General features: G+C 46.2%; 21 protein-coding genes. 14 read left to right on the top strand and 7 right to left on the bottom strand.

What is annotated here, in order from left to right; genetic code table 11:
• Positions 1 to 197: 197 nt before the first annotated feature.
• The 8 genes from trhO to IDJ77_RS13375 all read left to right on the top strand — a co-directional run bounded on the left by trhO (position 198) and on the right by IDJ77_RS13375 (position 14,064).
• Positions 198 to 1,169, top strand: a complete 972-nt coding sequence (gene trhO / locus IDJ77_RS13410; protein ID WP_191189472.1) for an oxygen-dependent tRNA uridine(34) hydroxylase TrhO — start codon at positions 198 to 200, stop codon at positions 1,167 to 1,169.
• Positions 1,170 to 1,515: 346 nt separating this feature from the next.
• A complete protein-coding gene (locus IDJ77_RS13405) occupies positions 1,516 to 4,401 on the top strand; it encodes a triple tyrosine motif-containing protein (RefSeq protein WP_191189471.1) in 2,886 nt (961 codons plus the stop codon).
• A 260-nt stretch (positions 4,402 to 4,661) separates the two neighbouring features.
• Positions 4,662 to 7,679, top strand: a complete 3,018-nt coding sequence (locus IDJ77_RS13400) for a SusC/RagA family TonB-linked outer membrane protein (RefSeq protein ID WP_191189470.1) — start codon at positions 4,662 to 4,664, stop codon at positions 7,677 to 7,679.
• A gap of 11 nt (positions 7,680 to 7,690) precedes the next feature.
• Positions 7,691 to 9,175 carry a RagB/SusD family nutrient uptake outer membrane protein gene (locus IDJ77_RS13395; RefSeq protein ID WP_191189469.1) on the top strand — a complete coding sequence of 495 codons (1,485 nt, stop codon included), beginning with the start codon at positions 7,691 to 7,693 and terminating at the stop codon, positions 9,173 to 9,175.
• Positions 9,176 to 9,192: 17 nt separating this feature from the next.
• Entirely contained in the window at positions 9,193 to 10,026 is an 834-nt protein-coding gene (locus tag IDJ77_RS13390; protein ID WP_191189468.1) for a LamG domain-containing protein, read from the top strand.
• Between the two features lie 86 nt (positions 10,027 to 10,112).
• Entirely contained in the window at positions 10,113 to 11,783 is a 1,671-nt protein-coding gene (locus tag IDJ77_RS13385) for a glucoamylase family protein (protein ID WP_191189467.1), read from the top strand.
• 17 nt (positions 11,784 to 11,800) lie between these two features.
• Positions 11,801 to 13,150: a glucoamylase family protein gene (locus IDJ77_RS13380; protein ID WP_191189466.1), complete on the top strand. Its 1,350-nt coding sequence runs from the start codon at positions 11,801 to 11,803 to the stop codon at positions 13,148 to 13,150.
• Positions 13,151 to 13,260: 110 nt separating this feature from the next.
• On the top strand, positions 13,261 to 14,064 hold the full coding sequence (locus IDJ77_RS13375) for a carboxylesterase family protein (RefSeq protein ID WP_224751087.1): 804 nt from the start codon (positions 13,261 to 13,263) through the stop codon (positions 14,062 to 14,064).
• Positions 14,065 to 14,130: 66 nt separating this feature from the next.
• On the opposite strand, the gene IDJ77_RS13370 is transcribed toward IDJ77_RS13375, so the two are convergent.
• From IDJ77_RS13370 to IDJ77_RS13345, 6 genes are all read right to left on the bottom strand, one after another.
• Positions 14,131 to 14,661: a hypothetical protein gene (locus IDJ77_RS13370; protein ID WP_191189465.1), complete on the bottom strand. Its 531-nt coding sequence runs from the start codon at positions 14,659 to 14,661 to the stop codon at positions 14,131 to 14,133.
• A 113-nt stretch (positions 14,662 to 14,774) separates the two neighbouring features.
• Positions 14,775 to 15,404: a response regulator gene (locus tag IDJ77_RS13365; RefSeq protein ID WP_191189464.1), complete on the bottom strand. Its 630-nt coding sequence runs from the start codon at positions 15,402 to 15,404 to the stop codon at positions 14,775 to 14,777.
• Positions 15,405 to 15,407: 3 nt separating this feature from the next.
• On the bottom strand, positions 15,408 to 16,220 hold the full coding sequence (locus tag IDJ77_RS13360) for a sensor histidine kinase (RefSeq protein ID WP_191189463.1): 813 nt from the start codon (positions 16,218 to 16,220) through the stop codon (positions 15,408 to 15,410).
• Positions 16,221 to 16,367: 147 nt separating this feature from the next.
• Positions 16,368 to 16,616: a hypothetical protein gene (locus tag IDJ77_RS13355; protein ID WP_191189462.1), complete on the bottom strand. Its 249-nt coding sequence runs from the start codon at positions 16,614 to 16,616 to the stop codon at positions 16,368 to 16,370.
• Between the two features lie 369 nt (positions 16,617 to 16,985).
• Positions 16,986 to 17,744 carry a phosphosulfolactate synthase gene (locus IDJ77_RS13350; protein ID WP_191189461.1) on the bottom strand — a complete coding sequence of 253 codons (759 nt, stop codon included), beginning with the start codon at positions 17,742 to 17,744 and terminating at the stop codon, positions 16,986 to 16,988.
• A 197-nt stretch (positions 17,745 to 17,941) separates the two neighbouring features.
• Entirely contained in the window at positions 17,942 to 19,345 is a 1,404-nt protein-coding gene (locus IDJ77_RS13345; RefSeq protein ID WP_191189460.1) for a tetratricopeptide repeat protein, read from the bottom strand.
• A gap of 236 nt (positions 19,346 to 19,581) precedes the next feature.
• Here IDJ77_RS13345 and amaB point away from each other — a divergent pair, with 236 nt between their 5' ends.
• Positions 19,582 to 21,123 (top strand): L-piperidine-6-carboxylate dehydrogenase, encoded by a 1,542-nt coding sequence (gene amaB, locus IDJ77_RS13340; RefSeq protein ID WP_191189459.1) that lies wholly within the window; start codon positions 19,582 to 19,584, stop codon positions 21,121 to 21,123.
• A 24-nt stretch (positions 21,124 to 21,147) separates the two neighbouring features.
• Positions 21,148 to 22,794 (top strand): S8 family serine peptidase, encoded by a 1,647-nt coding sequence (locus tag IDJ77_RS13335; protein ID WP_191189458.1) that lies wholly within the window; start codon positions 21,148 to 21,150, stop codon positions 22,792 to 22,794.
• Positions 22,795 to 23,041: 247 nt separating this feature from the next.
• Here the strand turns inward: IDJ77_RS13335 and IDJ77_RS13330 are convergent, their stop codons facing one another.
• Complete coding sequence (locus IDJ77_RS13330) at positions 23,042 to 23,377, bottom strand: winged helix-turn-helix transcriptional regulator (protein WP_191189457.1); 336 nt, start codon at positions 23,375 to 23,377, stop codon at positions 23,042 to 23,044.
• A 107-nt stretch (positions 23,378 to 23,484) separates the two neighbouring features.
• Between IDJ77_RS13330 and IDJ77_RS13325 the strand changes: the two genes are divergently transcribed.
• The 4 genes from IDJ77_RS13325 (at position 23,485) to IDJ77_RS13310 (ending at position 26,701) form a co-directional block, all read left to right on the top strand.
• Complete coding sequence (locus tag IDJ77_RS13325; protein ID WP_191189456.1) at positions 23,485 to 24,237, top strand: SDR family NAD(P)-dependent oxidoreductase; 753 nt, start codon at positions 23,485 to 23,487, stop codon at positions 24,235 to 24,237.
• A 16-nt stretch (positions 24,238 to 24,253) separates the two neighbouring features.
• Positions 24,254 to 24,877 carry an NADPH-dependent F420 reductase gene (locus IDJ77_RS13320; RefSeq protein ID WP_191189455.1) on the top strand — a complete coding sequence of 208 codons (624 nt, stop codon included), beginning with the start codon at positions 24,254 to 24,256 and terminating at the stop codon, positions 24,875 to 24,877.
• A 164-nt stretch (positions 24,878 to 25,041) separates the two neighbouring features.
• On the top strand, positions 25,042 to 25,629 hold the full coding sequence (locus tag IDJ77_RS13315) for a Crp/Fnr family transcriptional regulator (protein ID WP_191189454.1): 588 nt from the start codon (positions 25,042 to 25,044) through the stop codon (positions 25,627 to 25,629).
• Between the two features lie 313 nt (positions 25,630 to 25,942).
• The gene (locus IDJ77_RS13310; RefSeq protein WP_191189453.1) at positions 25,943 to 26,701 is read left to right on the top strand and encodes an SDR family NAD(P)-dependent oxidoreductase; all 759 of its coding nucleotides are present in this window, start codon (positions 25,943 to 25,945) and stop codon (positions 26,699 to 26,701) included.
• Positions 26,702 to 26,757 lie beyond the last annotated feature (56 nt).

Genomic DNA, 26,757 nt, shown 5'->3' with positions numbered 1-26,757 from the left:
GGTTAAATAAATATCAGCTCATTACATAAAATTCAGTGAAACACCTAAGTGGGACACCAAAGCCTCCTTAAAGAAATCGGCGGGTCGCTCCCCTCTCTTTGTATTCGTTATACACGTCAATGCGGCCTTTTACCTTTCCGCTCAAATTCTTATCTTTGCACCTCATTTAACACTGTTTGCAACAGTATCAATGGTTTATGGCAAAATATAATACACTACTGTACTATTGTTATTCAACAATAGCCGATGCGGAGCAATTTGCTGCCGATCATTTAAAATTCTGTAAAAATTTAGGATTAACCGGCCGCATTATTGTTGCCGAAGAAGGTTTGAACGGTACCGTTTCGGGCTCTGTGGAATCCTGCAAAACCTATATGGACACCCTGCACGCCGACGAACGCTTCGCTGGTATCGATTTTAAAATTGATGAGGTGGATGAGCCATCGTTCGTTAAAATGCACTGCCGTTATAAATCGGAGATCGTGCATTCGGGCCTGCGCGATCCAAACATGATCAACCCGCAAAAACAAACCGGCAAACATTTGGAACCCGCGGAGTTTTTGGCCATGAAAGACCGCGACGATGTGGTGGTGCTTGATGTACGGTCTAATTACGAGCACAACCTGGGCAAATTTAAAAACGCGGTTACACTGGATATCGAGAACTTCCGCGATTTCCCGGCCATGATAAACGAGCTGGCCCAGTATAAAGATAAAAAGATATTGACCTATTGCACCGGCGGCATCAAATGCGAAAAAGCATCTGCCCTGCTGTTGCACGAAGGATTTACCGATGTTTACCAGCTACACGGCGGTATCATTAAATACGGCAAAGAAACCGGCGGCGAGGACTTTGAAGGTAAATGCTATGTTTTCGATAACCGCCTTTCGGTTGACGTGAACAGTGTGAACCCGGTAGTAATATCAACCTGCCTTAACTGTGGTAAAACCACGCCGAAGATGATCAACTGCGCCAACCCCGAGTGCAACGAACACTTTACCCAATGCGATGAATGCGGTACCGCCATGGACGGCTGCTGCAGCGACGCCTGTAAAGAACATCCGCGCAAGCGCGTTTACGATGGTACAGGGTATTATGTAAAAGTACCGCAGCCGGTTAATACCGCTAAAAAAGGGAATTTGCAATTAGCTTCTTTAGAACAGGAATAATTTTTGGCTAAGCCAGAATTATTCCTGGTTATCCGCCCCATAAATGGGACGGCAATGAAGGTGGGGTTCTGTGTACTGTGTAGTTCAGCCGGTTTCAGCTGACCAAATATTAGCCACAACATCAGCTTCATTGCATCGCTTTCAACCATTATCCATCCCATAAATGGGACGGCAATGAAGGTGGGGTTCTGAAGAAATAGGTCCGCCTACCCACCTTCATTGCCGTCGGTTTCCAACCGACGGAAGGCGATACAACCCCACCCATAAGCTTATTTCTTTTTATTCAATCCCAAAAATGTATTTTCGTACAAATATTTGGCGGCTACCTATCGCTATCCATCATCCTATGCGTAAATACGTTCTGCTGGCTTCCCTACTGGTTTTTATAAATATTGGCGCTTTCGCGGCCGATATTAAAAGCATAGGGGTGCCTTATGTTCAAAATTATACCAAGGCGCAATACCAGTCGGGCAACCAAAACTGGTCGATAACGCGGGATGAGCATGGCGTAATGTATTTTGGTAACGATGAGGGCCTTCTTTCCTTCGATGGGAAATACTGGCAGCTCAACCGTATGCCTAACGGACTCATTGTACGCTCGGTAGCGGCGGATGGTAAAGGCAAAATATACTCTGGCGGTTTTGGTGAGTTTGGTTACTGGGAAAACCGGAACGGCTTTTTAAAATACCGCTCGCTCATTCACCTGGTGCCCAAAGAATTCCAGCCTATAAACGAGGAAACCTGGAAGATCTACATCGAGAAAGACCGCGTTATATTTCAATCCTTCGGCTCTATATATATTTATGCCAAAGGGCGGGTTGCTGTCATCAAAGCGCCAAAGCCTTTCCTGTTCCTTTTTCGCCCGGGCGGGCGTTATTTTGTAGAGGAGGTTGATGCCGGCCTGTTCGAACTAAAAGGCGATAAGTTAAATTTTATAGAAGGCAGTAATATCCTGGGCAGCCGTGTGCTCTCTGTGCTGCCCTTTCAGCGTGGCAAATATTTAATAGGTACGGCAAAAAACGGCCTGTTTATTTACGATGGCAAGCAAATTACGCCCTGGCAAAACCAGGCGAACGATTTCCTTAAAAATTACCAGCTGAACAACGGCGCGGTTATATCGGGCAAGTACTTTGCCTATGGCACTATTTTAAGCGGAATAGTGGTTGTAGATACCGCAGGCAACGTGGTGCAGCATATCAATAAATCAAGCGGGCTGCAAAACAACACGGTGCTGAGCCTTTATACCGATGCGCAGCAAAACCTTTGGGCGGGGCTCGATAATGGTATCGATCGTATAGAAGTAAATTCCCCATTGTATTTTTATTTCGATAAAACGGGGCGCTTCGGTACGGTATATTCCAGCATCATTTTCAACAATAAAATTTACCTGGGCACCAACCAGGGGCTGTTTTACGCAGATTGGGTAATACCCGGCTCCAAGCATTTATTCCAATCCTTTGATTTCCGGCTGATCCCCGGCTCGCAGGGGCAGGTGTGGGAACTTTCCCTGCAGGATGGGCGCCTGCTTTGCGGCCATAACGATGGCACTTTCCAGGTAAATGGCAGTAGTATCACCAAAATAACCTCGCTCAGCGGTGGATGGACGTTAAAAAAATTCAATACCAACCGGCTAATACAGGGCACATACACCGGGCTTATTATTTACCATAAGGATGCCGCAGGCAATTGGGTGTTCGAAAACAAGGTGGAAGGCTTTGGCGAACCATCGCGGTATGTAGAGCAGGACAGCAAGGGGCAGATCTGGGTGAGCCATGCTTATAAAGGTATTTATAAAGTTACCCTCACGCCCGATTTGAAGCGGGTAGCATCCAAAAAATACTATGATAAAAACTCGGGCCTGCCGGATAGCTACAACATCGGCGTTTTCAATTTAGATAACCGGGTGGTTTTCTCGTCCGAGTCGGGCTTTTACGTGTACGATGATATCACCGACCGATTTTATAAATACACCCAGTTAAACAACAGCCTGCACACCTTCTCCACATCCAATAAGGTGATAGCGGCGGTGGGCAAAAAGTATTGGTTCATCAATCATGGCAAGGTTGCCCTTGCCGATCTGTCGGTACCCGGCAAACTCACTATCGACTCTAACAGGTTCAGTATGCTTGATGGGCAGATGTTGCGCAATTACGAAAACATCAACCTCATTAACAACCAAATTTACCTCATCAGCGTTGATGATGGCTTTGTTATCCTTAATGATGAGGATGCCCGCCAGCAGCAAAGGCAAAAGCTGCCTCTGGTGCTGATAAGGCAGGTAGAAAACATTACGGATAAGGTGTCGGTCATCAGCGATATCAGTACAGATAATAACGATCTCGAGCTCCCCTTCAACCAAAATAATCTTCGTATTTCGTACAGTTTGCCCTATTACCGGCAGGGAAAAATAAAATTTCAGTACTTCTTAGACGGGTACTCCCGCCAATGGTCGGATTGGAGCCTGCAGAGCCAAAAGGAGTTCACCAACTTAAACCAGGGCACTTACATTTTTAAAGTACGCGCCAAAATAAACGACGAGAACGTATCAGAAATAACCGCCTTTACTTTTAAGGTGCTGCCACCATGGTACCTCAGCAACCTGGCCTTTTTATTTTATGTGCTGCTGGTGATACTTGCTTACTATGTCATCAGGCATTATTACCGCCTTAAGCTGAGCCGCCACCAGGCCGAGATACAGGAAAAACTGCAGCGCGAGAAAGAAGAGTTCCTTCGCCGCGAAGCTGTTGCCAACGAACAGCACATCGTCACCATAAAAAACGAACAATTGCAGGCCGACCTGGCCAGCAAGAACCGCGAGCTGGCAAACAGCGCCATGAACATTGTTTACAAAAACGAACTGCTGCAAAAGCTAAGCGATGAGCTGAACAACTTTAAGGATAGCGCCGGCAAAAAAATCTCGGAAGAGCAGCTGAAGAAGATCCATAACGTGATAAACGATGGCATGAGCGATGAACGCGACTGGAATATTTTTGAGCGCAGCTTTAACGAGGCGCACGAGAACTTCTTTAAAAAACTAAAAACCGGCCACCCGGACCTGGTGCCAAACGACCTGAAACTTTGCGCGTACCTGCGCATGAACATGAGCAGTAAAGAAATGGCATCGTTGTTAAATATTTCTTTGCGCGGGGTGGAGATCCGCCGCTACAGGCTCCGCAAGAAGCTCAACCTCGAGCATGATAAGAACCTCGTAGAGTTTCTCATCGAGCTATAACACTACATCATTACCTCTCATAAGCCTTAGTGTATCCCGTACCCCTTTTAAGAAGTTTGTAGTATGTAAAAAATACACTATCTATAATTCAACCATCTAAAATACAGTCGTTTATATTTTTGATGAAATTTTTATGAGAAAGTGTTTTTGGATTGATGTAATAATGTAGAGTTATATTATTTGTTAAAATTGTATTAACTCCGCAATTTCGAGGCTTCAAAAAACCAATTAATCCAAGTACTAACAAATCACTACCCACTATGAAGAGAATTTATACAATCTCAGGGTTACTTCTATTGTTTACTTTTTTCTCAACTTTCGCGTTAGCGCAAAACATTATCGTAAAAGGTAAAGTTAGCGATGCTAAAACAGGCGAGCCGCTTATCGGCGTAACAGTTGGGGTACAGGGTACAACAGCAGGGTCCCAGACAGATGTTAACGGCGCATTCTCAGTAAATGCCGCATCAAACGCAATATTGCAGGTTTCTTACATAGGCTACACTACACAGTCTATCCCCGTAAACGGGCAAACCGCTATCGATATCAAATTACAACCCAGCACAAACGAACTGGCGCAGGTTGTAGTAGTTGGTTACGGTACACAACGCAAGCTGGATGTAACCGGTTCGGTAGCATCAGTAAAAGGTGAGGAGATCTCCAAACAAGCATCGGTAAACCCGGTTTCTGCCCTACAAGGTAAAGTAGCGGGCGTTCAGATCACCAACTCCGGTGCACCGGGTGCTTCTCCCGAAATTAAAATACGTGGTACAGGTACCATCTATGGTAATACCAATGTGTTATACGTTGTTGATGGTGTTTGGTATGATGATATCAGCTTTTTAGCGCCAACCGATATCGAAAATATGAGTATCCTGAAGGATGCATCAAGCACTGCCATCTACGGTATCCGTGCTGCCAACGGCGTTGTATTGGTATCAACCAAACGCGGTAAAGTTGGTACGGCTACAGTTAACTATAATGGTTACGCCGGCTGGCAAACGGTTACCAATCAAATTAAAATGGCAAATGCTACCGAGTATGCTACAGCTATCAACGAGTTAACTGTATCCGCAGGTGCAGCTCCGTTATTTGCAGATCCAAATAGCTTTGGAACCGGTACCAACTGGTACCAGCAAATTTTACGGGATGCATTTGTAACTAACCACAACGTATCTGTTAATGGTGGTACCGATAAATCGAAGTACAACTTCTCTATAGGCATGCTTAACCAGGATGGTAACGTTAAAGGGAACAATTACAAACGTTACACAGCCCGGTTAACCAACGACTACACGCCATTCGCTGCAATTAAACTGGGTTATAACGTAAGCGGCTTGTACAGTAAGTCAATCGATATACCTAACAGTGTCTTTCGCCAAATGTATGCAGCAGGCCCTGTATTGCCCGTATATTATGCTGACGGCACTTACGGCGACCCAAATGACTACAACTTAGGTGGTGGTAATAACTTTAACCCGCAAGCCACACTTGATTTTTACAATCAGCGTTCACAAAACTACCGTTTCACCGGTAACGCGTACGCGGAGGTTAATTTCTTAAAACACTTTAAGATCCGTACAAGCTTTGGTGGCGATATAGGCCAGGCCGAAGCGCGCAATTACAACCCGGTTTACACCGCTACCCTTGCACAGCGTAACGCTTTAAGCGTACTATCGGTAAACCGTACCGAAACCCGCAACTGGATCTGGGAAAACACCCTGACCTATGAAAATACCTTTGCTAAGGATCATAGGGTAACGGTTTTATTGGGCCATACCGCACAGCGTTATAAATCTTATAACTTCAACGCTACCGCACAAAACGTACCTTACAGCAATGGCGATGCCGACCTTTACCTGAAATTGGGTAGTACCACAGGCCGTAATGTAACCGACGGTGGCTCATTAAACACTGCTTTATCATATTTTGCACGTGTAAACTACGCTTTTAAAGATAGGTATTTGTTAAATGCCTCTATCAGGCAGGATGGTGCTTCGCAGTTCTACGGTAACAACGTTTGGGGTTACTTCCCATCAGTTGGTGCTGGCTGGGTTATCAGCAATGAACCTTTCATGAAGGATCAGCACATCTTCGATAACTTAAAACTACGCGGAAGCTGGGGTAAAGTAGGTAACTCAGGCGTGCCGTTCAACCCAACGCAGCTCAACGTTACCCAGGCAGCTTACCTTACCGCTATTTTTGGTGGCCAGCCATACACTGGCGCAAGTGTTAATTCAGTTGTGCCCCCAACAATTGTTTGGGAACGTGGTGTTGGTACCGACATTGGTTTAGAGGCCAGCGTACTAAACAATCGCTTAAGCTTTGAGTTAGACTATTACAGTCGCAAAACACAACAAGCTATATTTGCTATTCCCATCCTAACATCGGTAGGTACGGGTTCGGCGTCCATCGTTGGAAACCAGGCCGACTTCCAAAACAGCGGCTTTGAGTTTTCTGCTACCTGGAGAGGCAAAGCAGGTGCCGACTTTAGTTATACAGTAGGCGGTAATGTTGGCTACAATAAAAACAAAGTATTATCGGTTGTCACAGGTGCCAACCCTATTTACTCAGGTGGTGGTGGTTTAGCTAACGGTGCTTTATCAACCCGTACCGTATTGGGCAGCCCAATAGGCGAGTTTTACGGCTACAAAGTTGATGGCGTTTTCCAAACGGCTGCTGAGGTTGCTGCATCGGCGCAGGCCGCAAGCGCTAAACCGGGCGACTTTAAATATGTGGATCAAAACGGCGACAACCAAATTGATGGTAAGGACCGCATATCGCTTGGCGACCCTAACCCAAGGTATACTTTCGGTTTAAACACTTCCTTCAACTACAAAGGCTTCGATTTGGCGATTGATGCACAGGGCGTAGCAGGTGTAAGCATTTATAATGCAAACATCGCTTACCGCTTCGGTAACGAAAACTTTAGCAAAGATTTTTATGATAACCGCTGGACCGGTGCAAACAGCACCAATACCTACCCTTCGGTAAACGTTGGTTCAACAACCAACTCGGCACCAAACTCTTTTTATGTAGAAAGCGGTGCATACGTAAGGATCAGGAATATTCAATTAGGTTACACCCTGCCATCTCCATTGGCTACAAAGCTTAGGATGCAGCGTGTAAGATTCTTTGCCAATGCCCAAAACCCTATCAACTTCTTTAAATATCGTGGTTTTAGCCCCGAAATTGGTGGAGCACCTTTAAATGCAGGTATCGACAATAACGTATATCCGTTATACGCAACTTATAATTTTGGTGTAACCGTTACTTTTTAAATTGATAAAAGATGAATTTCAAAAAATATTATGTGCAAAAAGTAACAGGGATTGGCCTTTTTGCAGCACTGCTTATTACCGCCCAATCGTGTAAAAAAACGTTCCTCGACGAACCGCAGCAGGCAATACAACCGGCAGTTAACTTTTGGCAAACGCAGGATGATGCTACCAAAGCCGTAAACGCCATGTACGCTAACCTGCGCGAGTGGAAAAATGTATCCTTTGCCCCTTTGGCTATCGAAAGCATCCCATCTGACGATGCCGAAAAAGGAAGCAGCGTAAACGATGCATCGTTCTTTAACAATTTCGACAATTTCACGGCCTCTTCAACTGAAGGCCAACTTAGCGATTTTTGGGCAGGACAATACCAAACTATCAACTTTGCTAACCAGGTTTTGGATAATGTACCAAACATTAACATGGATGGCAACTTAAAAAACAGGTACCTGGCCGAGGCTAAATTTGTGCGCGCTTATGCTTATTTCAGGCTGGTACGCGCTTTTGGCGATGTACCATTGCGCCTTAACGTACCTAAAGATGCCACTGAATACAATATCCCGCGTACGCCGAAAGCCCAGGTGTGGGCTGCTGCAGAGCAGGACCTTACAGATGCTGCCGCCGTTTTGCCTCAAAGCTATGGTGCTGCCGATGTTGGCCGTATAACTAAAGGTGCTGCACTGGCATTACACGCTAAAGTGGCCATGTATCAGCAGAAATGGAGCGATGTATTAACCTATACTAACCAGGTAATGACCTTAGGCTATTCTCTGTTCCCTAATTACGAGCAATTGTTCCGCACCAATAACGAGAACAATTCAGAGTCGGTATTTGAAATACAAAGCGACCTTATTGCCGGTAACCCGGATGCCTCAAACTCCCAGTACTCACAAATACAAGGCGTAAGAGGTTCTAACGGCGGTGGCTGGGGCTTCAATGTACCAACACAGGATCTGGCCAATGCTTTCGAAACAGGCGACCCGCGCCGTGATGCTACCATCATTTTCCGCGGTGAAACTACCCCCGAAGGCGATGCCATCCCTGCTACAGGTGATAACCCAATGTATAATCAAAAATCGTACGTGCCATTTAACATGTGGGTATCTGGCTACAACGAAGGTGTTCAGCAGAATATCCGTGTTATACGTTATGCCGATGTATTGCTGATGAACGCCGAAGCTGCCAACGAAACAGGTAACAGCGCACAGGCAATCGCTTCGCTTGAATTGGTTAGGGCACGTGCCCGCCAGGGTAATGCAGCTATCTTGCCAAAGGTAACTACTACTGATAAAGCTGCTTTACAAGCCGCCATCTGGAAAGAAAGGCGCGTAGAACTCGCCATGGAATACGACCGTTACTTCGATGTTATTCGCCAGGGGCGCGGTACTGCCGTGTTTGGCCCTAAAGGATGGAAAGCTGGTAAAAACGAAGTTTGGCCTATCCCACAGTCAGAAATTGACCTGAGCGCAGGCGTATTAACTCAAAACCCAGGTTACTAATCAAATCACAGAACGTCATGAAAAAAATCACATATAAATTGGTAGCGGTGTCGGCATTAGTGCTTGGGCTATCAGCATGTCAAAAAAAATTCGATCCATCATCTTACGCTCCGCCCTTATCTATAGGCGGGTTCACCAGCACCAAGGAAATAGCACCATCTAATTTGGTGGCTTACTACGCATTCAACGGTAGTGCCATAGATAGCGTATCAAACACAGCGGGTACCGCAACAGGCATTGGCTATAGTGCAGGTATTAAAGGCCAGGCTATGCAAGGTGCTTTAAACGGGTACATTGTGGGCACGCCACCCACTTCGGTAGCCGGCCTTACCAGTTTCACGGTGACAGAGTGGTTTAAAACTCCTGCGCCATCTACAGGTATCATTGGCTTGTTTTCACTTGCAAATACTACCAACTTTTGGGGTAATATTGAATTTTTTATTGAAAACGGCAGTACCAATGATGCCGGCAAGCTCCGTATCCACGTATTCAACGGAACAGATGACAGAACCCTTGAGATAAATAACGCGGTAAATCTGTTTGATAAATGGAACAGTATGGCCGTTACTTACAATCAGGAAAATTCAACCGTTAGCGTATACTTAAACGGATCGCTTTTAAAGGCAGGCACGCTTGGTGGGCTGGCCGGCCCGCTGGCCTTAAAAAACGTTGGCAAGTTTGTATTTGGCACCGTTCAGTTCATGACAAGCCCGAGCCAAACGTCATCTCATAATTCTGAGCCATGGGCAAGTTTCTTAACCGGCCAGCTTGATGAAGTAAGAGTATACAATAAAGCTTTAACTATTGACGAAATAAGCGCCCTCGTTAAACTCGAAGGCAGAGGAAAGTAATATTTGATTGGGGTTGAGGTTGCCTGGCGTAAAGCCGGGCGGCCTTTTTTTATGATTATACAGGCTGTTAGCCAAAAATAAGTTAGATGAGAGATTTGAGAATTTATACTGGGATGTGCTTGTTTTTTTTGCTATTCGCCTGTGGTAAGAGCAAAACGCCGGATCCTGTTCCGCCGGCGCCGCCACCTGCGGCATCCTTCAGTTTTAATGCTTTGAAGGTTGACGGCGTATCCAGCGGGTTTACGTATGTAAATGTAAGCAGTGCTCCTTCAATTAAGCTGTCATTCCTGGCGGCCGTTAACCGCAATTCCGTAACAAATGCGCTTACTATCAGGGACCGCTCGGGTTCGCTCGCCCCTGCTGCTATAACCTACGAGAATAACGACAGCACCATTGTGGTTTCTCCCGGGCTAAACGCCATCCAAAAGTACACCCTGAGCGTTACTACGGCGCTTAAATCTACCAAAGGTGGTAATTTACAGTCGGGGGTAGATGTTACTTTAACCACGGCTATCGATCCTAATGATAAATTCCCGGCCATTTCCGATGATGCCTTGCTTGATCTTATCCAAAAACAAACATTTAAGTACTTTTACGATTTTGGGCACCCAACAAGCGGCCTCGCCCGCGAGCGTAACAGCAGTGCCGATATCGTAACCACCGGCGGATCCGGCTTTGGCATTATGGCCATGGTGGTAGGCGTAAATCGTGGTTTTATTTCACGTGCCGATGGTTTGGCGCGGATGCAGAAGATAGTGGGCTTCCTCAAAACAAAGGCGGCTACCTTCCATGGCGCGTTCCCGCACTGGCTTAATGGTGCAACGGGGGCCGTACAACCCTTCAGCGCACAGGACAACGGTGCCGACCTGGTAGAAACGGCGTACCTCGTACAAGGCCTCCTTACTGCGCGCCAGTACTTCAGCGGCGCAGGTGCCGACGAAACTACACTGAGAGCCGATATCAACACCATTTACAATAACGTGGAATGGGACTGGTTCAGGCAAGGCAATCAAAACGTTTTATACTGGCACTGGAGCCCGAGCAACGCCTGGGCCATCAACATGAAGATCACCGGCTGGAACGAGGCCCTCATCGTGTACGCGCTGGCAGCTTCGTCGCCTACGCACAGCATCCCCAAAGAGGTTTATGATAATGGCTGGGCCATTAATGGCGGCATGAAAAACGGCAACACTTATTACGGTGTTAAATTGCCTTTGGGTATTGCGCAGGGCGGCCCACTGTTTTTTGAGCATTACTCCTTCCTTGGTATAAACCCCACGGGGCTTACCGATGCTTATGCCAATTACGAAGAACAAACCAAAGCGCATACGCTTATCAACTATAACTACTGCGTAGCTAATCCAAATAACAATAACGGCTACAGCGCCAATTGCTGGGGATTAACGGCAAGCGACATTGAGAACGGATACACCGCAAGTTCGCCTACAAACGATGTTGGGGTGATATCGCCAACTGCGGCTATATCATCTTTGCCTTATACGCCCACACAATCTATGGCGGCTATACGCTTCTTTTATTATAAACTGGGCGATAAACTTTGGGGCACTTATGGCTTTTACGATGCCTTTAATTTAACCAACCCATGGTTTGCCAATTCGTACTTAGCGATAGACCAGGGGCCCGAAATTGTGATGATAGAAAATTACCGTACCGGGCTGCTGTGGAACCTGTTTATGAGCTGCCCCGAAATAAAAACCGGCATGAAAGGCCTCGGCTTTACCAGCCCCAACCTATAACAATTTAAACTGATCGAATGAAAAAGATATACTCCCTCTTGCTGTTAGCCCTGATAACAGTAAGCGGTTTTGCACAAAAAACCAGTAAGGCCACCGAAGGTATCAAGCCGGTTGGCATTATCAAAAACCTAAGCGATAGCGCCCTTTTAGATGTGGTGCAGCGCCAAACCTTCCGTTACTTTTGGGATTTTGGGCACCCTACCAGCGGCCTCGCGCGCGAGCGCAGCAACGTGGCCTTTGATTATGGCAACGAGGTGGTTACCGTAGGCGGCTCGGGCTTTGGCATTATGGCGCTGATAGCAGCCGACAGCCGCAAATTTATCCCGCACGACCAGGCGGTAAACCGAATGGTGAAAATAGTAGACTTTTTGTACAAAGCGGATGCTTACCATGGCGTTTTCCCCCATTGGCTAAATGGCGAAACCGGTAAAACTATCCGTTTTGGGCGCAAAGACGATGGCGGCGATCTGGTAGAGACCTCTTATCTGTTCCAGGGATTATTGTGCGCCAAGCAATACTTTACCGCCAATACACCACAAGAGCGCCGCATACGCGATGTAATTAGCTGGCTGTGGGGCGAAGTGGAGTGGAGCTGGTACACACAAGGCGGTCGGGATAACCTTTACTGGCACTGGAGCCCAAACAACGGTTGGGTGATGAATTTCCCTATCCGTGGGTTTAACGAGTGTTTGATAACCTATATCCTTGCCGAATCTGCCGAGCGGTACCCGGTTAGCGCGGATGTTTACCACCGTGGCTGGGCGCAAAGCGATTTCTTTAAAAATGGACAAACCTTTTACGGGTACAAACTGCCGCTCGGTTTTGATTACGGTGGCCCGCTGTTCTTTTCGCAGTACTCGTTCCTCGGCCTTAACCCAACCGGGCTAAAAGACCGCTATGCCGATTACTGGGAGCAGAATTTGAATCATACCCTTATCAACCGCGCTTACTGTATTGATAACCCTAAAAAGTTTAAAGGTTACGGTGAAAACTCGTGGGGACTAACCGCCAGCGACAATTTTGAGGGTTATAACGCCCATTCACCCACTAACGATCTGGGGGTGATCACACCAACCGCGGCTATATCGGCTTTTCCGTATACGCCAAAATATTCGATGCAGGCGCTGCGCCATTTTTATTATGACCTGGGCGACAAGATCTGGGGCGAATATGGTTTTACAGATGCCTTCAGCGAATCGAAGAACTGGTACGGTAAATCGTACCTGGCGATAGACCAGGGACCCGAAGTTGTGATGATCGAAAACTACCGCAGCGGTTTGCTTTGGAACCTGTTTATGAGCTGCCCCGAAGTACAAAAAGGCCTTAAAAAACTGGATTTCCAGAGCCCGTACATCGGCAAAAACTAACTCGGGATAAGGTATCGCGAAGCAAAATATTTTGGGCGGCGTAAATAGAATTTAATTTATTTACGTTTACATAACAACCCAATAGATAACGCTTACCTTAAACTGAAAAAATGACGTTAAAAAAAATACTGATAACAGGAATGCTGGGTACTATGTACCTGGCATTTCCTTTTTTAAGCTTTGCGCAAGTAAATTCCGCTTTCGACAGGGGATCGTTCATCAACAAAACCGATACCCTGCCTTACCGAATCCTGTTCCCCAAAAAGTTTAACCCTACCCAAAAGTACGCGCTGATATTTGTACTGCATGGCGCCGGCGAACGCGGCAACGATAACGATATACAGCTGGCCTACGGCCCCAAATTATTCCTTAACGATACCATTCGCCAAAAATACCCGGCCATTGTTGTATACCCGCAGTGCCCAAAAAACAGCTATTGGAGCAACGTAAAGATAGACACCAATGAAACCGGCAAACGGCAATTCCATTTCCAGGAAGGCGGAGAACCTACCAACGCCATGAGCGCGTTAGTTGCACTGGTAGACCAAATGCTGGATAAACCCTATATCAACAAAAAACAGGTTTACATTGGCGGGCTGTCTATGGGTGGTATGGGTACGTTTGAAATATTAAGGCGCAAGCCAAAGATCTTTGCAGCGGCCTTTAGCATTTGCGGTGGCGATAATACTAATAACGCAAGCACTTATGCCAAAAAAGTGCCGATGTGGATCTTCCACGGCGGCAAGGATAATGTGGTACCGGTAGATCACTCGGATGTGATGGTAGCCGCCCTTAAAGAGGCCGGAGCCGAACCCAAATACACCATTTACCCCAACGATGGGCACAACAGCTGGGACGACGCCTTTGCCGAGCCGGAGCTGATCCCATGGCTATTCTCGCACAGCAAAAAGTAAAAAAGCAAACGGCCCCAAATTGGGGCCTTTTTTTACATATTACTATTCAAAATTAAATCGGTGTTCCTATCGTTTTACCAGCGTTCCTTTAAAAGTGCCGTTCTCTACAAAAGCATCCTTACCTGCCGAATTATGGGCGACAATATAAAATGTACCCTCGGCAGATGTGCTGGTTAAGGCAGTGATCTTAACCTCTCCACCGCCCTTCATACCACCTGTAGCAGGCAGGTCTGTACTATAATTGAGTGCGCCGTCGGCCGGTTTGGTGTAATCTTTAGCCATGATAGCGCCATTGCCACTTGCATTATCTTGCAGCAAATCGAAAGTACCCGTACCGGTAACATTTGGAAGCACAATGGTAATGGATTCGTTACTGCCATCTTTAACAGCTGTGAGCGTCCACAAAGTGCCTACCTGTACAATACCTGCGGCGGTGCTTTTAAAGGTTGTGCCGCTCGTCCCGTCAAAGCCATATAAGCTGGCCTCTACTGTGGCTTTTCCGGAAGCACCTGTATTGTTGGAATCTTTTTTGCAGGAAGATATACCTGTAACTGCCAAAATCATTGCCAGTAAAATTGCCCCTTTGATCTTTTTCATCGCGTTTTGTTTTGGTATTCGTATGAAACAAAATTGGCGAAGAAACAAGCGCGGCACAATCCCGCTATCAAGGCATATATTAGTACGTATTAATACGCAGGCGGCAATGAGTTTTAGATGATCTTACGCTCGTAGGCATATTTAAGCAGCCCTACAACAGATTGGGTGTTTGTTTTGCGGAGGATGTTTTTGCGATGGGTTTCAACCGTGCGCTCGCTGATGAAAAGCATATCGGCTATTTTCTTATTGCCGAAATCCTGCTCTATCATTCTGATGATCTCAATCTCCCTATCCGTAAGGCGCGACTCTTCCTGGCTGCGCTTAAAAGATTTCATCAGCTGCAGGGTAATATCGGGCCCAAAATAATTTTCGCCTATCGATACTTTATACAGGGCCTCTATCAGCTCCTGTTTGCCAGTATTTTTAAGAATATAGCCTGAAATGCCGGCATCTATCATCTCGGCAACTACCTGGCTTTCGCTAAACATGGATAGGGCAAGCACCTTTATCTGCGGGTATTTCTTTTTTACAAGGCGGGTAAATTCTATGCCGCTCATTTCGGGCATGCTCACATCGGTAAGTAATATATCGGGACTTGCGGCGGCCAGCATATCCAGGGCACGTACCGCGCTAGTACTTTCTCCAATAATCTCGAACCCGGGGATGGTGCTTATGATCAGCTTTAGTCCGTCTATCACCATCTGGTGGTCGTCTACAATAAAAATAGTTTTAGTGCTGCCCATAGTTTAAGTTAAAGGTATTAAAATAGCTACCAGTGCCCCCGTCCCCGGCGACGATGAAATATCCACCGTCCCTTTTAAGCACTCCACCCTCCATACAATATTCTTCAGCCCTGTCCCCTCAAACTTCGTCCTGTCGCTGCTGTCGAAACCAACCCCGTTATCCTCAACGGTTACCGATATCTCGTTGCCCTCCATCATCAGCTGTATATCCAGCACCGATGCCCGGGAATGTTTTACCGCATTATTTACCGTTTCCTGTATCACCCGGTAAAGCACCGCCTCAACATTGCTGTCCAGTCGTTTATCCAGTCCGGCGGTTTCCAATACAATTTTCAAGCGCTGCGAATCTATCTTGTTCACAAAATCGCGCAGCGCGGGTACCAGCCCCATTTTCAGCAATACATCCGGCATCATCTGGTGGGCAATGGTGCGTACCTCCCTGCAGCCTTCATCAACCATGGCCATGGTTTTGCAGGTCAGTGCCAGGTTATCCGCATCTGTTTGCTTCAACCGCCCTAATAAAATATCCAGGTTCATCCTCGCGGCTGATAACAATTGCCCAACGCCATCATGCAAACCGGCGGCTGTGCGTTTACGCTCGTTCTCCTCCGCAGCGATGATTGCCTTTGTGACTATATTCTGCTGTTTTATTATCCCGGCTTGTAATGCGGCGACTCGTTTTAATTGGCTATGGTTGTAAGAAAGGCAACCATAGGCGGCCAAGACAATAAATATAATGCAAATTAAAGTAATTGCGAACAGGTTATCCTCTATTTGTAAAGGACGCAGCAATAAAGGGGGGATTATTCTATACATGTTTTAAGCAACACTTTTACGGGCCATGCGACGTGCCTCACCGCATTATGAAACCATTATAAAAGTAAGCCCCGGCATTTTTTTACATATACCGTATTACACGTATTTATTTATACGTAATGTTCGCTATCTAACGCGAGCCGCAAATTAATTTACAACCGGTTCGTCGCCATTGGCATCATCGCTGTTGGTTATACCCCGGTCGGCATTGAGGGCGGTGGATGGTTCAGATTCGCTTAAGGTAGTTTCAATTCCGTCCATATCAGCAACAGCATCATCGGTGTTTACAATTTTGTTTGATTCGTCCGTATTGGTGATCACATCCTGTTCGGCGGCATCTACTTTTGGTTCGCCGGTTGGCTGCTGTGCGGGAGATTTATCTTTTGGATCGCTCATGGGTTCTGTTATTTTTTAGGATAACAGATGGCGGGAGGGGTTGTTTGGACGAAAGCGATGTGGTCAATGTTTCGTTATTAACAGGGAGTGAATCAGGTAATGATATTGCCATACTTATCAAGTTTCGTTTGACATTTTGGGCAGTTTGTTCCACCCCACATGCCCTGTTCGATACTTTTGGGCATTCTAATGATTGGTTGTTTGGTATGGCACACCGGACAAACGACGCGCGTTAAATTAACGCCCCATTGCGATTTATCTTTACTGGCCTTTCTGAACCAAATGATGAGTCCTATTGCTATAATGGCGTAAATAATAACATTTAACATGGCGCGTATATATAAGGTTTGCCCATTAAAGATACGGAATTTACTTCAAAAAGTGCTCAAACGTATCGCTCCTGATCCCCAGCCGAAGAGTTTCCAGCGGGATGATATCCGCGGGTGCGATGTTTCCTAAACTTACGTTTGCGCCGATGAGTTTGATGAACCAAACCTGTTGCGCCTTTTGGGGGGCTTCCCAGATGATGGTTTCTTCGGGGATCTGGGTGAGGATCTCATCTACCAGGCCCTGCCTTACTTCGCCAGAGTCGCGGTAAATGCCCACGTTGCCGCTTTCGCGTGCTTCGGCAATTACCTTCCAGCTTCCTGCTTCAATTTCGGCATTCATCAGCTTGATCCACTTATAAGGGGCAAAGATCTTTTGGATATCTTTTGAACCCACCTCAGATATTACGGTGATCTGTTTGCTCAGCTTGCGGATGTACTCGCATTTTTCGTCGTGCTCCAAGTTGATGGAACCGTCGGATACTTCGCAGTACTCCATCTGGTATTTATCCAGCAGGCGGCAATAATCATCAAACTGTCCGCGCACGATCATCGCCTCGAACAGCGTGCCACCAAAATACACCGGCAAACCGGCATCTTTATACAGCTTCAGCTTGGCATCAAGGTTTGGGGTAACGTAGGAGGTTGCCCAGCCCAGTTTTATAAGATCTGAATACGCCGCACCCATTTCAATAAAATCTTCCACCTGGCGCAGGCTGAGCCCCTTATCCATCACCATGGTAAGGCCTTTATTGCGGGGTTTTGCGGTACGTTCGGGGAGATCGTTTATATGATAGTTCATGTGTAGATGCGCGTTTCGTTATAGCTTATAACTAAAAGTATTAACGCCGCAAAGGTAAGCGAAGATGTGCAGATTTCAAATGTGCAAATTTCAGATGCCGGAACGATGTGCAGATATGCAGCTGGGAGAAATGTTAATGCAAAAAAAATGTGCAGATGATTTTTCATCTGCACATCTGAAATCTGCACACCTAAAATCTATTTAGTGTACCTATTGATAATATCCACGATCACCTTGTTCTCCTGCAGCTGTGGCAGGTAATCAAACAGGATGTAATGTTTCTCCGGATCGGAAGTGAGCGCCATTTCTAAAAAGCTCAACGCCTCGTTGTACTCGCCTTTTGCAAACAAGTAGGCTACCATGCGGTAATAAAGTTCCGCTGCTTCGGGGTTGTTTTTTATGGCCGAGGAGATGATCTCGATAGCGGTAACCAAACGTTGCTGCTCGTAAAGTATCGATGAATAATCCAGCCAGGCATCTACATCAAGCGGGTTCAGCTCCACTACCTTCTCGTAAGCAGATTCCGCTTCGGGCAGGTGGCCCAGCTTATATTCAGCATCGGCAATAGCAAACCAATAATCGGCATTGGCAATATCCAGATCAAGCGCTTTTTTATAAAAGTGCAGGGCCTCAAAATAGCGTTCTTCAAAATCAAGGGTAACGCCGATCCCAAACCAGGCATCTGCCAGTTTAGGATCCATCTTAACCGATTTTTTGTAGAACGACCGTGCCTCGTCCATCTGCTCCAGCTTTTCGTAGCACTCGCCAATAGCGCAATAGGTATCGGCATTAGGTTGCTCGTACTCAAAGGTTTCGCGGTAAACGTCTATCGCTTCGGCATACTTCTCTAAATTAACCAACGCATTACCCTTATTGAAATAGGCGGATGCAAAGCTGTCTTTTATCAATATAGCGTAATCGTAAGCATCAATAGCTTTCTCAAAAAGGCTCAACTTAGTGTAAGCGTTGCCGAGGTTATACCAGGCCGCGTAGCTGTAAGGCTCGTTATCAATATACTGCTGGTAAAACTGTACGCTTTCCTGCTGGTTATCCAAAACATCATAACAAAACGCCAGTTCGTACAGGGCGTCCTGGTTTTCCATATTTTGTTTAAGGCACAGCTTAAGGTAAGTTATAGCCGTATCGTAATCGCCCATATTTTGGTAAACGTAGGCTATATGCAGTAAAATTTCGTCGGTCTCTTCGGCCAGGTCAAGCGCCTTTTCGTAGTTCTCCAAAGCCTCGGCATTGCGTTCCATACTCTCGTACAGGTTACCGCGGATGATGTAGATATCCGCATCGCTGGCTTCCAGCATGGCGGCTTTATCAAGGGCGGCAAATGCCTCGGTCGATCGGTTGGTTACCACCAGCAGCTGCGCCTGTTTTATTAAAAATACAGCCGCGAAGGGGTGTTGGTTACGTGCATATTCTGATACCTGCAAGGCTTTCGCCGGATCGTTCTTTTCGATGTAGTAGTCGATGATGTTTTCAAAAGCCTGCGCATCAAAGAAGTACTGATCATGGTTGCGGATCATCTCTTCGTACCGTTCTACCGAAAACTTTGGATCTTCGGTAAAACCAAATTCAAATTCTTCTTCCATTCAAGTTTATTTGCAGAACACAATCCCCTGGGAGGTTTTAAATCCCGCAAGGCTTAAAACATGTGTTCAAATTACAACAATAAGCAGCTTTAAAACAAATAAGTTTTCAACATACACACATTCTCAACACCCTTTTATACAAGTGCCTGATAATAAATAGGAAGCATTTGAGTGGGTGGGCTGCGGGTTGATTTAATTTGCCCTAAAGATTTTTACCTTTGACAAAAGTAACAATTATGAGCTTAGTAATTTCTGATATCTTAAATCATTTACATATAAACGACATAAACGAGGCCTTTAGTACCGGCAGCAATTGGGGCAGCAGCCCTGATACTGAGGTAAAAGACATCTTTTCACCAACCGACGGAAAAAAGATAGCCTCAGTAAAATTTGCTACCGCTGATGACTATAACAGTGTTGTAGAAACCGCAGCAAAGGCCTTTAAAACCTGGCGCACCATCCCCGCGCCAAAGCGTGGAGAAATTGTAAGGCAGATTGGCGAGCAGCTGCGTGCCAACAAAAAAGAGCTGGGCACCTTAGTATCCTACGAGATGGGCAAAAGCCTGCAGGAAGGCTATGGTGAGGTGCAGGAGATGATAGATATCTGCGATTTCGCCGTGGGTTTAAGCCGCCAGCTATACGGCCTTACCATGCACAGCGAGCGCCCCGAGCACCGCATGTATGAGCAGTATCATCCGCTGGGCATCATAGGCGTTATATCAGCCTTTAACTTCCCGGTGGCGGTTTGGGCCTGGAACGCCATGCTGGCCTGGGTTTGCGGTGATGTGTGCATCTGGAAACCATCCGAAAAAACACCCCTTACGGCCATTGCCTGCCAGCACATAGCACAGGAAGTTTTCAAAGCGAACAATATCGAAGAAGGTGTAAGTTGCCTGATCATCGGCGACCGCGAGGTTGGCGAGTTAATGGCAAATGATAGCCGCGTACCATTAGTATCTGCAACCGGTTCTACCCGTATGGGCAAGGCAGTGAGCGCGGCAGTTGGAGCCCGTTTAGGCAAGAGCCTGCTGGAGCTTGGCGGCAATAACGCTATTATCATTACCGAGAATGCCGACCTGGATATGTCGCTCATTGGGGCAGTCTTTGGCGCGGTGGGCACCGCCGGGCAGCGTTGCACCAGCACCCGCAGGTTAATTATCCATGAGAATGTTTACGAGGCATTTAAACAGAAATTAGTTAGCGCCTACTCGCAAATAAAAATTGGCGATCCGCTAAATGAGAACAACCACATGGGGCCGCTGATTGACCAAGACGCAGTTAATTTATATCTTGATTCGATAGAAAAATGCAAGGCCGAGGGCGGTAAATTTGTAGTTGAAGGCGGCAAGCTGGAAGGCGATGCATATCGCTCCGGCTGTTATGTAAAACCTTGTATTGCCGAGGTGGAGAACCATTACCAGATCGTTCAGCACGAAACCTTTGCGCCGATACTGTACCTCATTAAATACAAAACCATCGAGGAAGCTATCGAACTGCAGAATGGCGTTCCGCAGGGCCTGTCATCGGCCATCATGACTAACAACCTGCGCGAAGCGGAAACATTTTTATCCTACGCCGGTTCCGATTGCGGCATTGCCAACGTAAACATCGGTACATCCGGGGCAGAAATTGGCGGGGCTTTCGGCGGGGAAAAAGAAACCGGCGGCGGCCGCGAATCGGGCTCGGACGCCTGGAAAGTGTACATGAGGCGCCAAACCAATACTATTAACTACTCAAAAACGTTGCCATTAGCACAAGGTATCAAATTCGACCTTTAACATTTTTAACCCAGTATTTTATATATGCACAAATTTGGTAAAATTTTTTCGGGCGCGGTTCTGTGCAGCGCTGTATTAGTCGGCTATAGTGGTTTTGCGCAGGTAGCACCTGTTAGCACCCCCGAACCGCCAAAGGCCTGGCACCTGATGGATCTTAAAACCGATGGTTATTTCGGTATCAGCGCCAAGCAAGCTTACCTGTTTGTTGCCGGCAAAAAAAGCAAACAAGTGGTAGTTGCCACTATTGATAGCGGTATTGATACCGCCCAAAACGATCTGAAACCTGTACTTTGGACTAACACAAAAGAGATCCCGGGCAACGGCATCGACGATGATAAAAACGGTTATGTGGACGATATTCACGGTTGGGATTTCCTGGGCGGCCCGGGCGGTAAATGCGATTTTACCGAAACCACCGAGGAAGTACGCGAGTATAATAAGCTAAAACATAAATACGCGAATTTAGTGAGCCCCCCCGCCGGCAGCGAAAAGGAGTTTGCTTACTGGGAAAAGGTAAAGCTTACTTATGAAACTACCGTAAAAAAATCTAAAGAAGAAATTGAGCAGCTGCAACCTGCCATGAACGCTTTAATGGCCACCAGCGGCTACATCAAACGCGCGCTGAATTTAAAAACGGATGCCTCTTTTACCGCTAAAGACCTTATCCGTATTAAAGCCAGCAACGATACACTAAACCAAAGCAAGTATGTTTGGCAGTCGGTTTTTGACCAGGAAGGCGGTGGCGCTACCAACGCCAAGATCATAGCCGACCTGAGCGAGTACCTCGCCAAGTTAAACAACGATGTTAACCCCGACCTGGATGCCCGTAAACGCATTGTAGGTGATAACCCGGATGTACAGGATGGCAAACCATATGGCAGCAATGTTCTTAAATTTGCCGATGCATCGCATGGTACCGGCGTTGCCAGCTTAATTGGCGCGGTACGTAACAACGGTTACGGTATTAATGGCGTGGCCGATAATGTGCGGATAATGGCTATTAAAGCCGTACCCAATGGCGATGAGTACGACAAGGATATTGCTAACGCGATAAGGTACGCGGTTGATAATGGTGCGCAGGTGATCAACATGAGTTTTGGTAAAAAGCTGTCGCCCCATAAGGATTGGGTAGACGCTGCTTTTAAATACGCGGCATCGAAAGATGTGCTGCTGATACAGGCTTCCGGCAACGACAATCTGGATATGGATGCGAAGCCGGAATACCCCAACGATATTTTTGCAGATGGATCGGGTACAGATGCCGATAACGTGATCAGCGTAGGTGCATCTGCTGCCAAATTTGATGAGAACCTTGCCGGTACCTTCAGCAACTATGGCAAAAAGAATGTGGATGTATTTGCACCCGGCGTAAAAGTTACCATGGTAGATACCGATGCCGAGTTTAATACCGCCGACGGCACCAGCTTTGCCTCGCCAATTACAGCCGGCATTGCAGCGCTTGTTTTGGAATATTACCCCACCCTGAGCGCTAAACAGGTTAAACAGGTTATACTGGAATCGGCAACGCCACTGCCGGGCACTATGGTGCTTAAACCAGGCGAAAAGGTGAAAGTTGATTTCACGTCGCTGTCAAAAACTGGCGGTGTTGTAAATGCTTACAAAGCGTTGGTTATCGCCTCAAAATTAAAAGGCGAAAGAGGGGGGATTTAAACATTATCCATAAATGTTGGGGCGCCGCGTTCGGATCCCAGCGAGATTGCAAAAGCCCACCAAAATCGATGATTTTGGTGGGCTTTTATTTTTATTACCATTTACAAAGGAACAATATTATTTCCCCACAATTTTCTTTCGGTGTACAATTCCCCAATCTGTAAGGTTGGTGATTATGGTTTGTCCCGGTTCATTGTCATGCTTCAATTTTACGCTAACTGGCATAATTACTATATTTTTGATCCGTCTATTTGGGTATCGGGACTATCTCATATTTTAAATTCCATTCTTTAATGTGTTCTAAAATCGGCAAAAAAGCTAAGCCTTTTTCAGACAACTTATATTCTACCCTTGGTGGTAGTTCCTTATAGGCCAATCTTTCCAATAGTCCATCTTCTTCCAACTCTTTTAACTGCTCGGTGAGTACTTTCCTGGAAATGTGAGGTACTATGGCATCCAACTGACCAAAACGAATGGTACGGGTAGCAATTACATTGATAATTATCGGCTTCCATTTATTACCAATAGTGCCAATGGCTCGTGTAAACGGGCAATTCGAATTGCAAAATCTTTCGTCTTTCATATTTAAAAATTTGCAGTTACCTAATGGTAACCAGAATATACTATGATAGTTACAAATATAAACTATTGATAGTACCTTTGCGAAACAAATTTAAATATAAATTAAAAATGAGCAGATTAAAAAATAAAGTAGCCGTGATTACAGGCGGCAACAGTGGTATCGGGTTTGGTATTGCTGAAGCATTTAAAAATGAAGGTACTAAAGGAGTGATTGTCGGTAGGAACCAGGTCACGTTAGATCGTGCTGTGGCTCAACTTGGAGATAACTTTATAGGTATCAATGCAGATGTAACCAATGTTGCCGACCTGGAAAGGTTATTTAAGCAAACAACTGAAAAATTTGGTAAAATAGACGTGATCGTAGCCAATGCGGGTGGCGGAGCCGTAGGAACGGTGGCAACTACCAGCGAAGCCGAATTTGACCAGGCCATTGATCTGAACCTCAAAAGTGTCTACTTCACTGTTCAAAAAGCACTGCCCTATATGAATGATGGCGGTTCTATCATTTTGATCGGGTCAAATGCAGCACACCGGGCTTATGCGAATTTTACGCTATATGGGGCTGCAAAAGCGGCCGTGATCTATTTAGCCAAAGCATTTTCAAGCGACCTTTTAGATCGGAAGATCAGGGCAAATGTGATCACACCAGGGACAACAGATACCCCGGCGTTTGACAAGTTTGTTCCCATAGAACAAATGGAAGCGGTAAAAAAACACTTTGCAGATCAAATGCCGATCGGCAGGATCGGGCAACCTTCCGATATTGGTAAAACAGCGGTTTTCCTGGCTTCCGATGATTCTTCTTTTATGCTTGGCGCCGAACTCCTTGTTGATGGTGGTATGACCTATTTGTCAAAATAATTTAAAAAAAAACAATATGAATAATTCACAAAACCACGTAGCGAGCTACGCCATTATCGGCTTCGGCAAGATCGGGAAGGCCCTGGCCAAAGCATTCGCCCGTAAGGGTATCGAAGTAGCCGTTGCCACCACACGCGACCCGGAAAGTTTTGCATCCGACGCGACCGCGATAGGCCCGGAGATCATTCCCACAACACTGGCAGAAGCCGTTAAGGCGGACGTTATCTTTTTGGCTGTGCGTTTTGAAGCGCACCCGGATGTAGCAAAGGCGCTGGCCAGCTGGCAGGGGAAGATCATCGTAGATGTGACCAATGCCTACGGCGTTCCCCCTGAGAAAATGGAAGGATTGCCTTCTGCAAAGTTCGTAGCGCAGGCATTCACCGGTAGTAAACTGGTTAAGGGCTTCAACCATTTGGGCGCTGCCATTCTTGAACAGGATCCGGCCGTACATGGTGGCAGGAGAGTGGTGTTCCTCGCGAGCGACGACGAGGGCGCAGCAGCGGAGATCGGCGCGCTTGCGGAAAATCTCGGTTTCGCGCCAATCAAACTTGGCGGGCTTTCGGAAGGCGGTCTGCTTGTGCAGGCGCACGGAAATACCTGGGGTAAACTCATCTTTCAGGATTTGTTCAAGTTCGATTGATGAATCGTCATAGCCAATAAGTATATTTTCTTTCAAATCCCTGTTTCCTCCGGAAGCGGGGATTTTTGTGAGTGTCTGAACCTGTGGCAAATCCAACACCTCGTCAATTTTTTTGCCTTTTGTCGTACAGCTTGAGTAAATTGCGAATATTATATACTTGAACGATGTCCAATTTTGAAGTGTTTTTCGATTACATTCAAGAAATATCAGGCAAACTGCTTTCAGAGGATGATAAGCGTTTGTTGATGGCGCATTTCAAACCCAGGAAACTTCGAAAACGACAATACTTTTTACAGGAAGGAGACGTATGCAAGTATATTGGGTTTATTGTAAAAGGATCTGCCAGGACCTTCACGGTAGATGAAAAAGGACATGAACACATACTGAAATTGTCTTTGGAAAACTGGTGGCTGGCCGATTTTGAAAGCTTTTACCTGTTAAAGCCAAGTCGCTTTAATATCGAAGCGCTGGAGGACTTGGAGGTTCTGCAATCAACCAATGCTCAAATTGAGGAGTTTCTTAAGCAGATCCCTGCCTTCTCCGCGATGGCGAACGTAATCAGTCAAAATTATACCATTGCAAACCAGAAAAGAATGCAGGCCGCTATGAGCTATACGGCTGAAGAACGTTACGAGGATTTGATCAGCAATTATCCGCAATTTCTACAACGGTTCCCGCAAAACATGATCGCTTCCTACCTGGGTCTATCTCCGGAAACTTTGAGCAGGATAAGGAAAAACTCTTTTAAATAGATCTTTGTAAAGATCGCCGTTTCGCCCCCCCCCAATCAATATATCTTCCTGAAGCAAAAAAGTCCTCGGCAACTCAAAATATGCCGGTGTGATCTTTCCTGCTTTTTGCTACCCGGATTTTTTTTATTGTCATAAGTTATTGTTTTATAGCTTATTATCTGGATAATTTGATTTAAATCATCATCGTGAATTGACCTATATCAAGTGCATTTAATGATTCATGTCAATACCCAGTCCGTTACGAAACAGCATCTTTGGATACGCTTCAGAACGAAAAAAGCCTGAAGAAATTAAATATCGATAAGTAGGAATCATGAGTAAATTAAAAAACAAGGTAGCGGTAGTTACCGGTGCTTCAAAAGGAATAGGTGCATCTATCGCAAAACGCTTTGCTGCGGAAGGCGCAAAGGTAGTTGTGAACTATGCTTCAAGTAAAGAAGGCGCAGATAGAGTGGTAAAGGAGATAACTGATAATGGAGGCACAGCCATTGCGGTACAGGCGGATGTATCGAATGAAGCCGATGTAACCAGGCTGTTTGAAGAGACGAGGAAGGCCTTCGGCACGTTGGATATTTTAGTAAACAATGCGGTCTTTCAGCAATTTTTGCCTATTGAACAGGCATCGGCAGAAGCTTTTCATCAGCATTTCAACGTCAATGTTTTGGGCCCTGTACTTACTATCCAGGCATCTTTGAAACTGTTTGGTGATAAGGGCGGCAATATCATCAACATCAGTTCGGGTGCAAGCAAATCGCCAATGGCGGGAGTTTCGTTATATTCTGCAACTAAAGCGGCATTAGATGCTATTACGGTCTCCTTGTCGAAAGAACTGGGTGCAAAAAACGTTCGTATCAATTCTATTTTGCCTGGCGCTACGGAAACCGAAGGTGCAACCAGTGCGGGCGTCACAGCCGGCAGTGAATACGAAAAAATGTTTGTCGAAAAAACACCGCTTGGCCGCAGGGGCCAGCCCGAAGATATTGCGAAAGCTGCCGTATTTCTTGCTTCGGATGACGCAGCCTGGATCACGGGAGAGCAAATTTCCGTTTCGGGTGGTATGTATGGTTTTTAAGCTAATTTAGCTGTTACGGAAAGCAAACGGGCCTTCAAAACTAATGATTTGAAGGC

Origin of the sequence: Mucilaginibacter pankratovii (assembly GCF_014773265.1) — a bacterium.
GTDB classification, from domain to species: Bacteria; Bacteroidota; Bacteroidia; order Sphingobacteriales; family Sphingobacteriaceae; genus Mucilaginibacter; species Mucilaginibacter pankratovii.
This window is presented reverse-complemented; position numbering and strand designations above follow the sequence as displayed.

Bases quoted from the DNA above. Each gene is read 5' to 3' on its own strand.
- IDJ77_RS13310 (WP_191189453.1), top strand. From the start codon at position 25,943: ATGAGTAAATTAAAAAACAAGGTAGCGGTAGTTACCGGTGCTTCAAAA.
- IDJ77_RS13400 (WP_191189470.1), top strand. From the start codon at position 4,662: ATGAAGAGAATTTATACAATCTCAGGGTTACTTCTATTGTTTACTTTT.
- trhO (WP_191189472.1), top strand. From the start codon at position 198: ATGGCAAAATATAATACACTACTGTACTATTGTTATTCAACAATAGCC.
- IDJ77_RS13320 (WP_191189455.1), top strand. From the start codon at position 24,254: ATGAATAATTCACAAAACCACGTAGCGAGCTACGCCATTATCGGCTTC.
- IDJ77_RS13395 (WP_191189469.1), top strand. From the start codon at position 7,691: ATGAATTTCAAAAAATATTATGTGCAAAAAGTAACAGGGATTGGCCTT.
- IDJ77_RS13365 (WP_191189464.1), bottom strand. From the start codon at position 15,404: ATGGGCAGCACTAAAACTATTTTTATTGTAGACGACCACCAGATGGTG.
- IDJ77_RS13355 (WP_191189462.1), bottom strand. From the start codon at position 16,616: ATGAGCGATCCAAAAGATAAATCTCCCGCACAGCAGCCAACCGGCGAA.
- IDJ77_RS13380 (WP_191189466.1), top strand. From the start codon at position 11,801: ATGAAAAAGATATACTCCCTCTTGCTGTTAGCCCTGATAACAGTAAGC.
- IDJ77_RS13385 (WP_191189467.1), top strand. From the start codon at position 10,113: ATGAGAGATTTGAGAATTTATACTGGGATGTGCTTGTTTTTTTTGCTA.
- IDJ77_RS13360 (WP_191189463.1), bottom strand. From the start codon at position 16,220: ATGTATAGAATAATCCCCCCTTTATTGCTGCGTCCTTTACAAATAGAG.
- IDJ77_RS13350 (WP_191189461.1), bottom strand. From the start codon at position 17,744: ATGAACTATCATATAAACGATCTCCCCGAACGTACCGCAAAACCCCGC.
- IDJ77_RS13335 (WP_191189458.1), top strand. From the start codon at position 21,148: ATGCACAAATTTGGTAAAATTTTTTCGGGCGCGGTTCTGTGCAGCGCT.
- IDJ77_RS13390 (WP_191189468.1), top strand. From the start codon at position 9,193: ATGAAAAAAATCACATATAAATTGGTAGCGGTGTCGGCATTAGTGCTT.
- IDJ77_RS13315 (WP_191189454.1), top strand. From the start codon at position 25,042: ATGTCCAATTTTGAAGTGTTTTTCGATTACATTCAAGAAATATCAGGC.
- IDJ77_RS13330 (WP_191189457.1), bottom strand. From the start codon at position 23,377: ATGAAAGACGAAAGATTTTGCAATTCGAATTGCCCGTTTACACGAGCC.
- amaB (WP_191189459.1), top strand. From the start codon at position 19,582: ATGAGCTTAGTAATTTCTGATATCTTAAATCATTTACATATAAACGAC.
- IDJ77_RS13370 (WP_191189465.1), bottom strand. From the start codon at position 14,661: ATGAAAAAGATCAAAGGGGCAATTTTACTGGCAATGATTTTGGCAGTT.
- IDJ77_RS13325 (WP_191189456.1), top strand. From the start codon at position 23,485: ATGAGCAGATTAAAAAATAAAGTAGCCGTGATTACAGGCGGCAACAGT.
- IDJ77_RS13345 (WP_191189460.1), bottom strand. From the start codon at position 19,345: ATGGAAGAAGAATTTGAATTTGGTTTTACCGAAGATCCAAAGTTTTCG.
- IDJ77_RS13375 (WP_224751087.1), top strand. From the start codon at position 13,261: ATGACGTTAAAAAAAATACTGATAACAGGAATGCTGGGTACTATGTAC.
- IDJ77_RS13405 (WP_191189471.1), top strand. From the start codon at position 1,516: ATGCGTAAATACGTTCTGCTGGCTTCCCTACTGGTTTTTATAAATATT.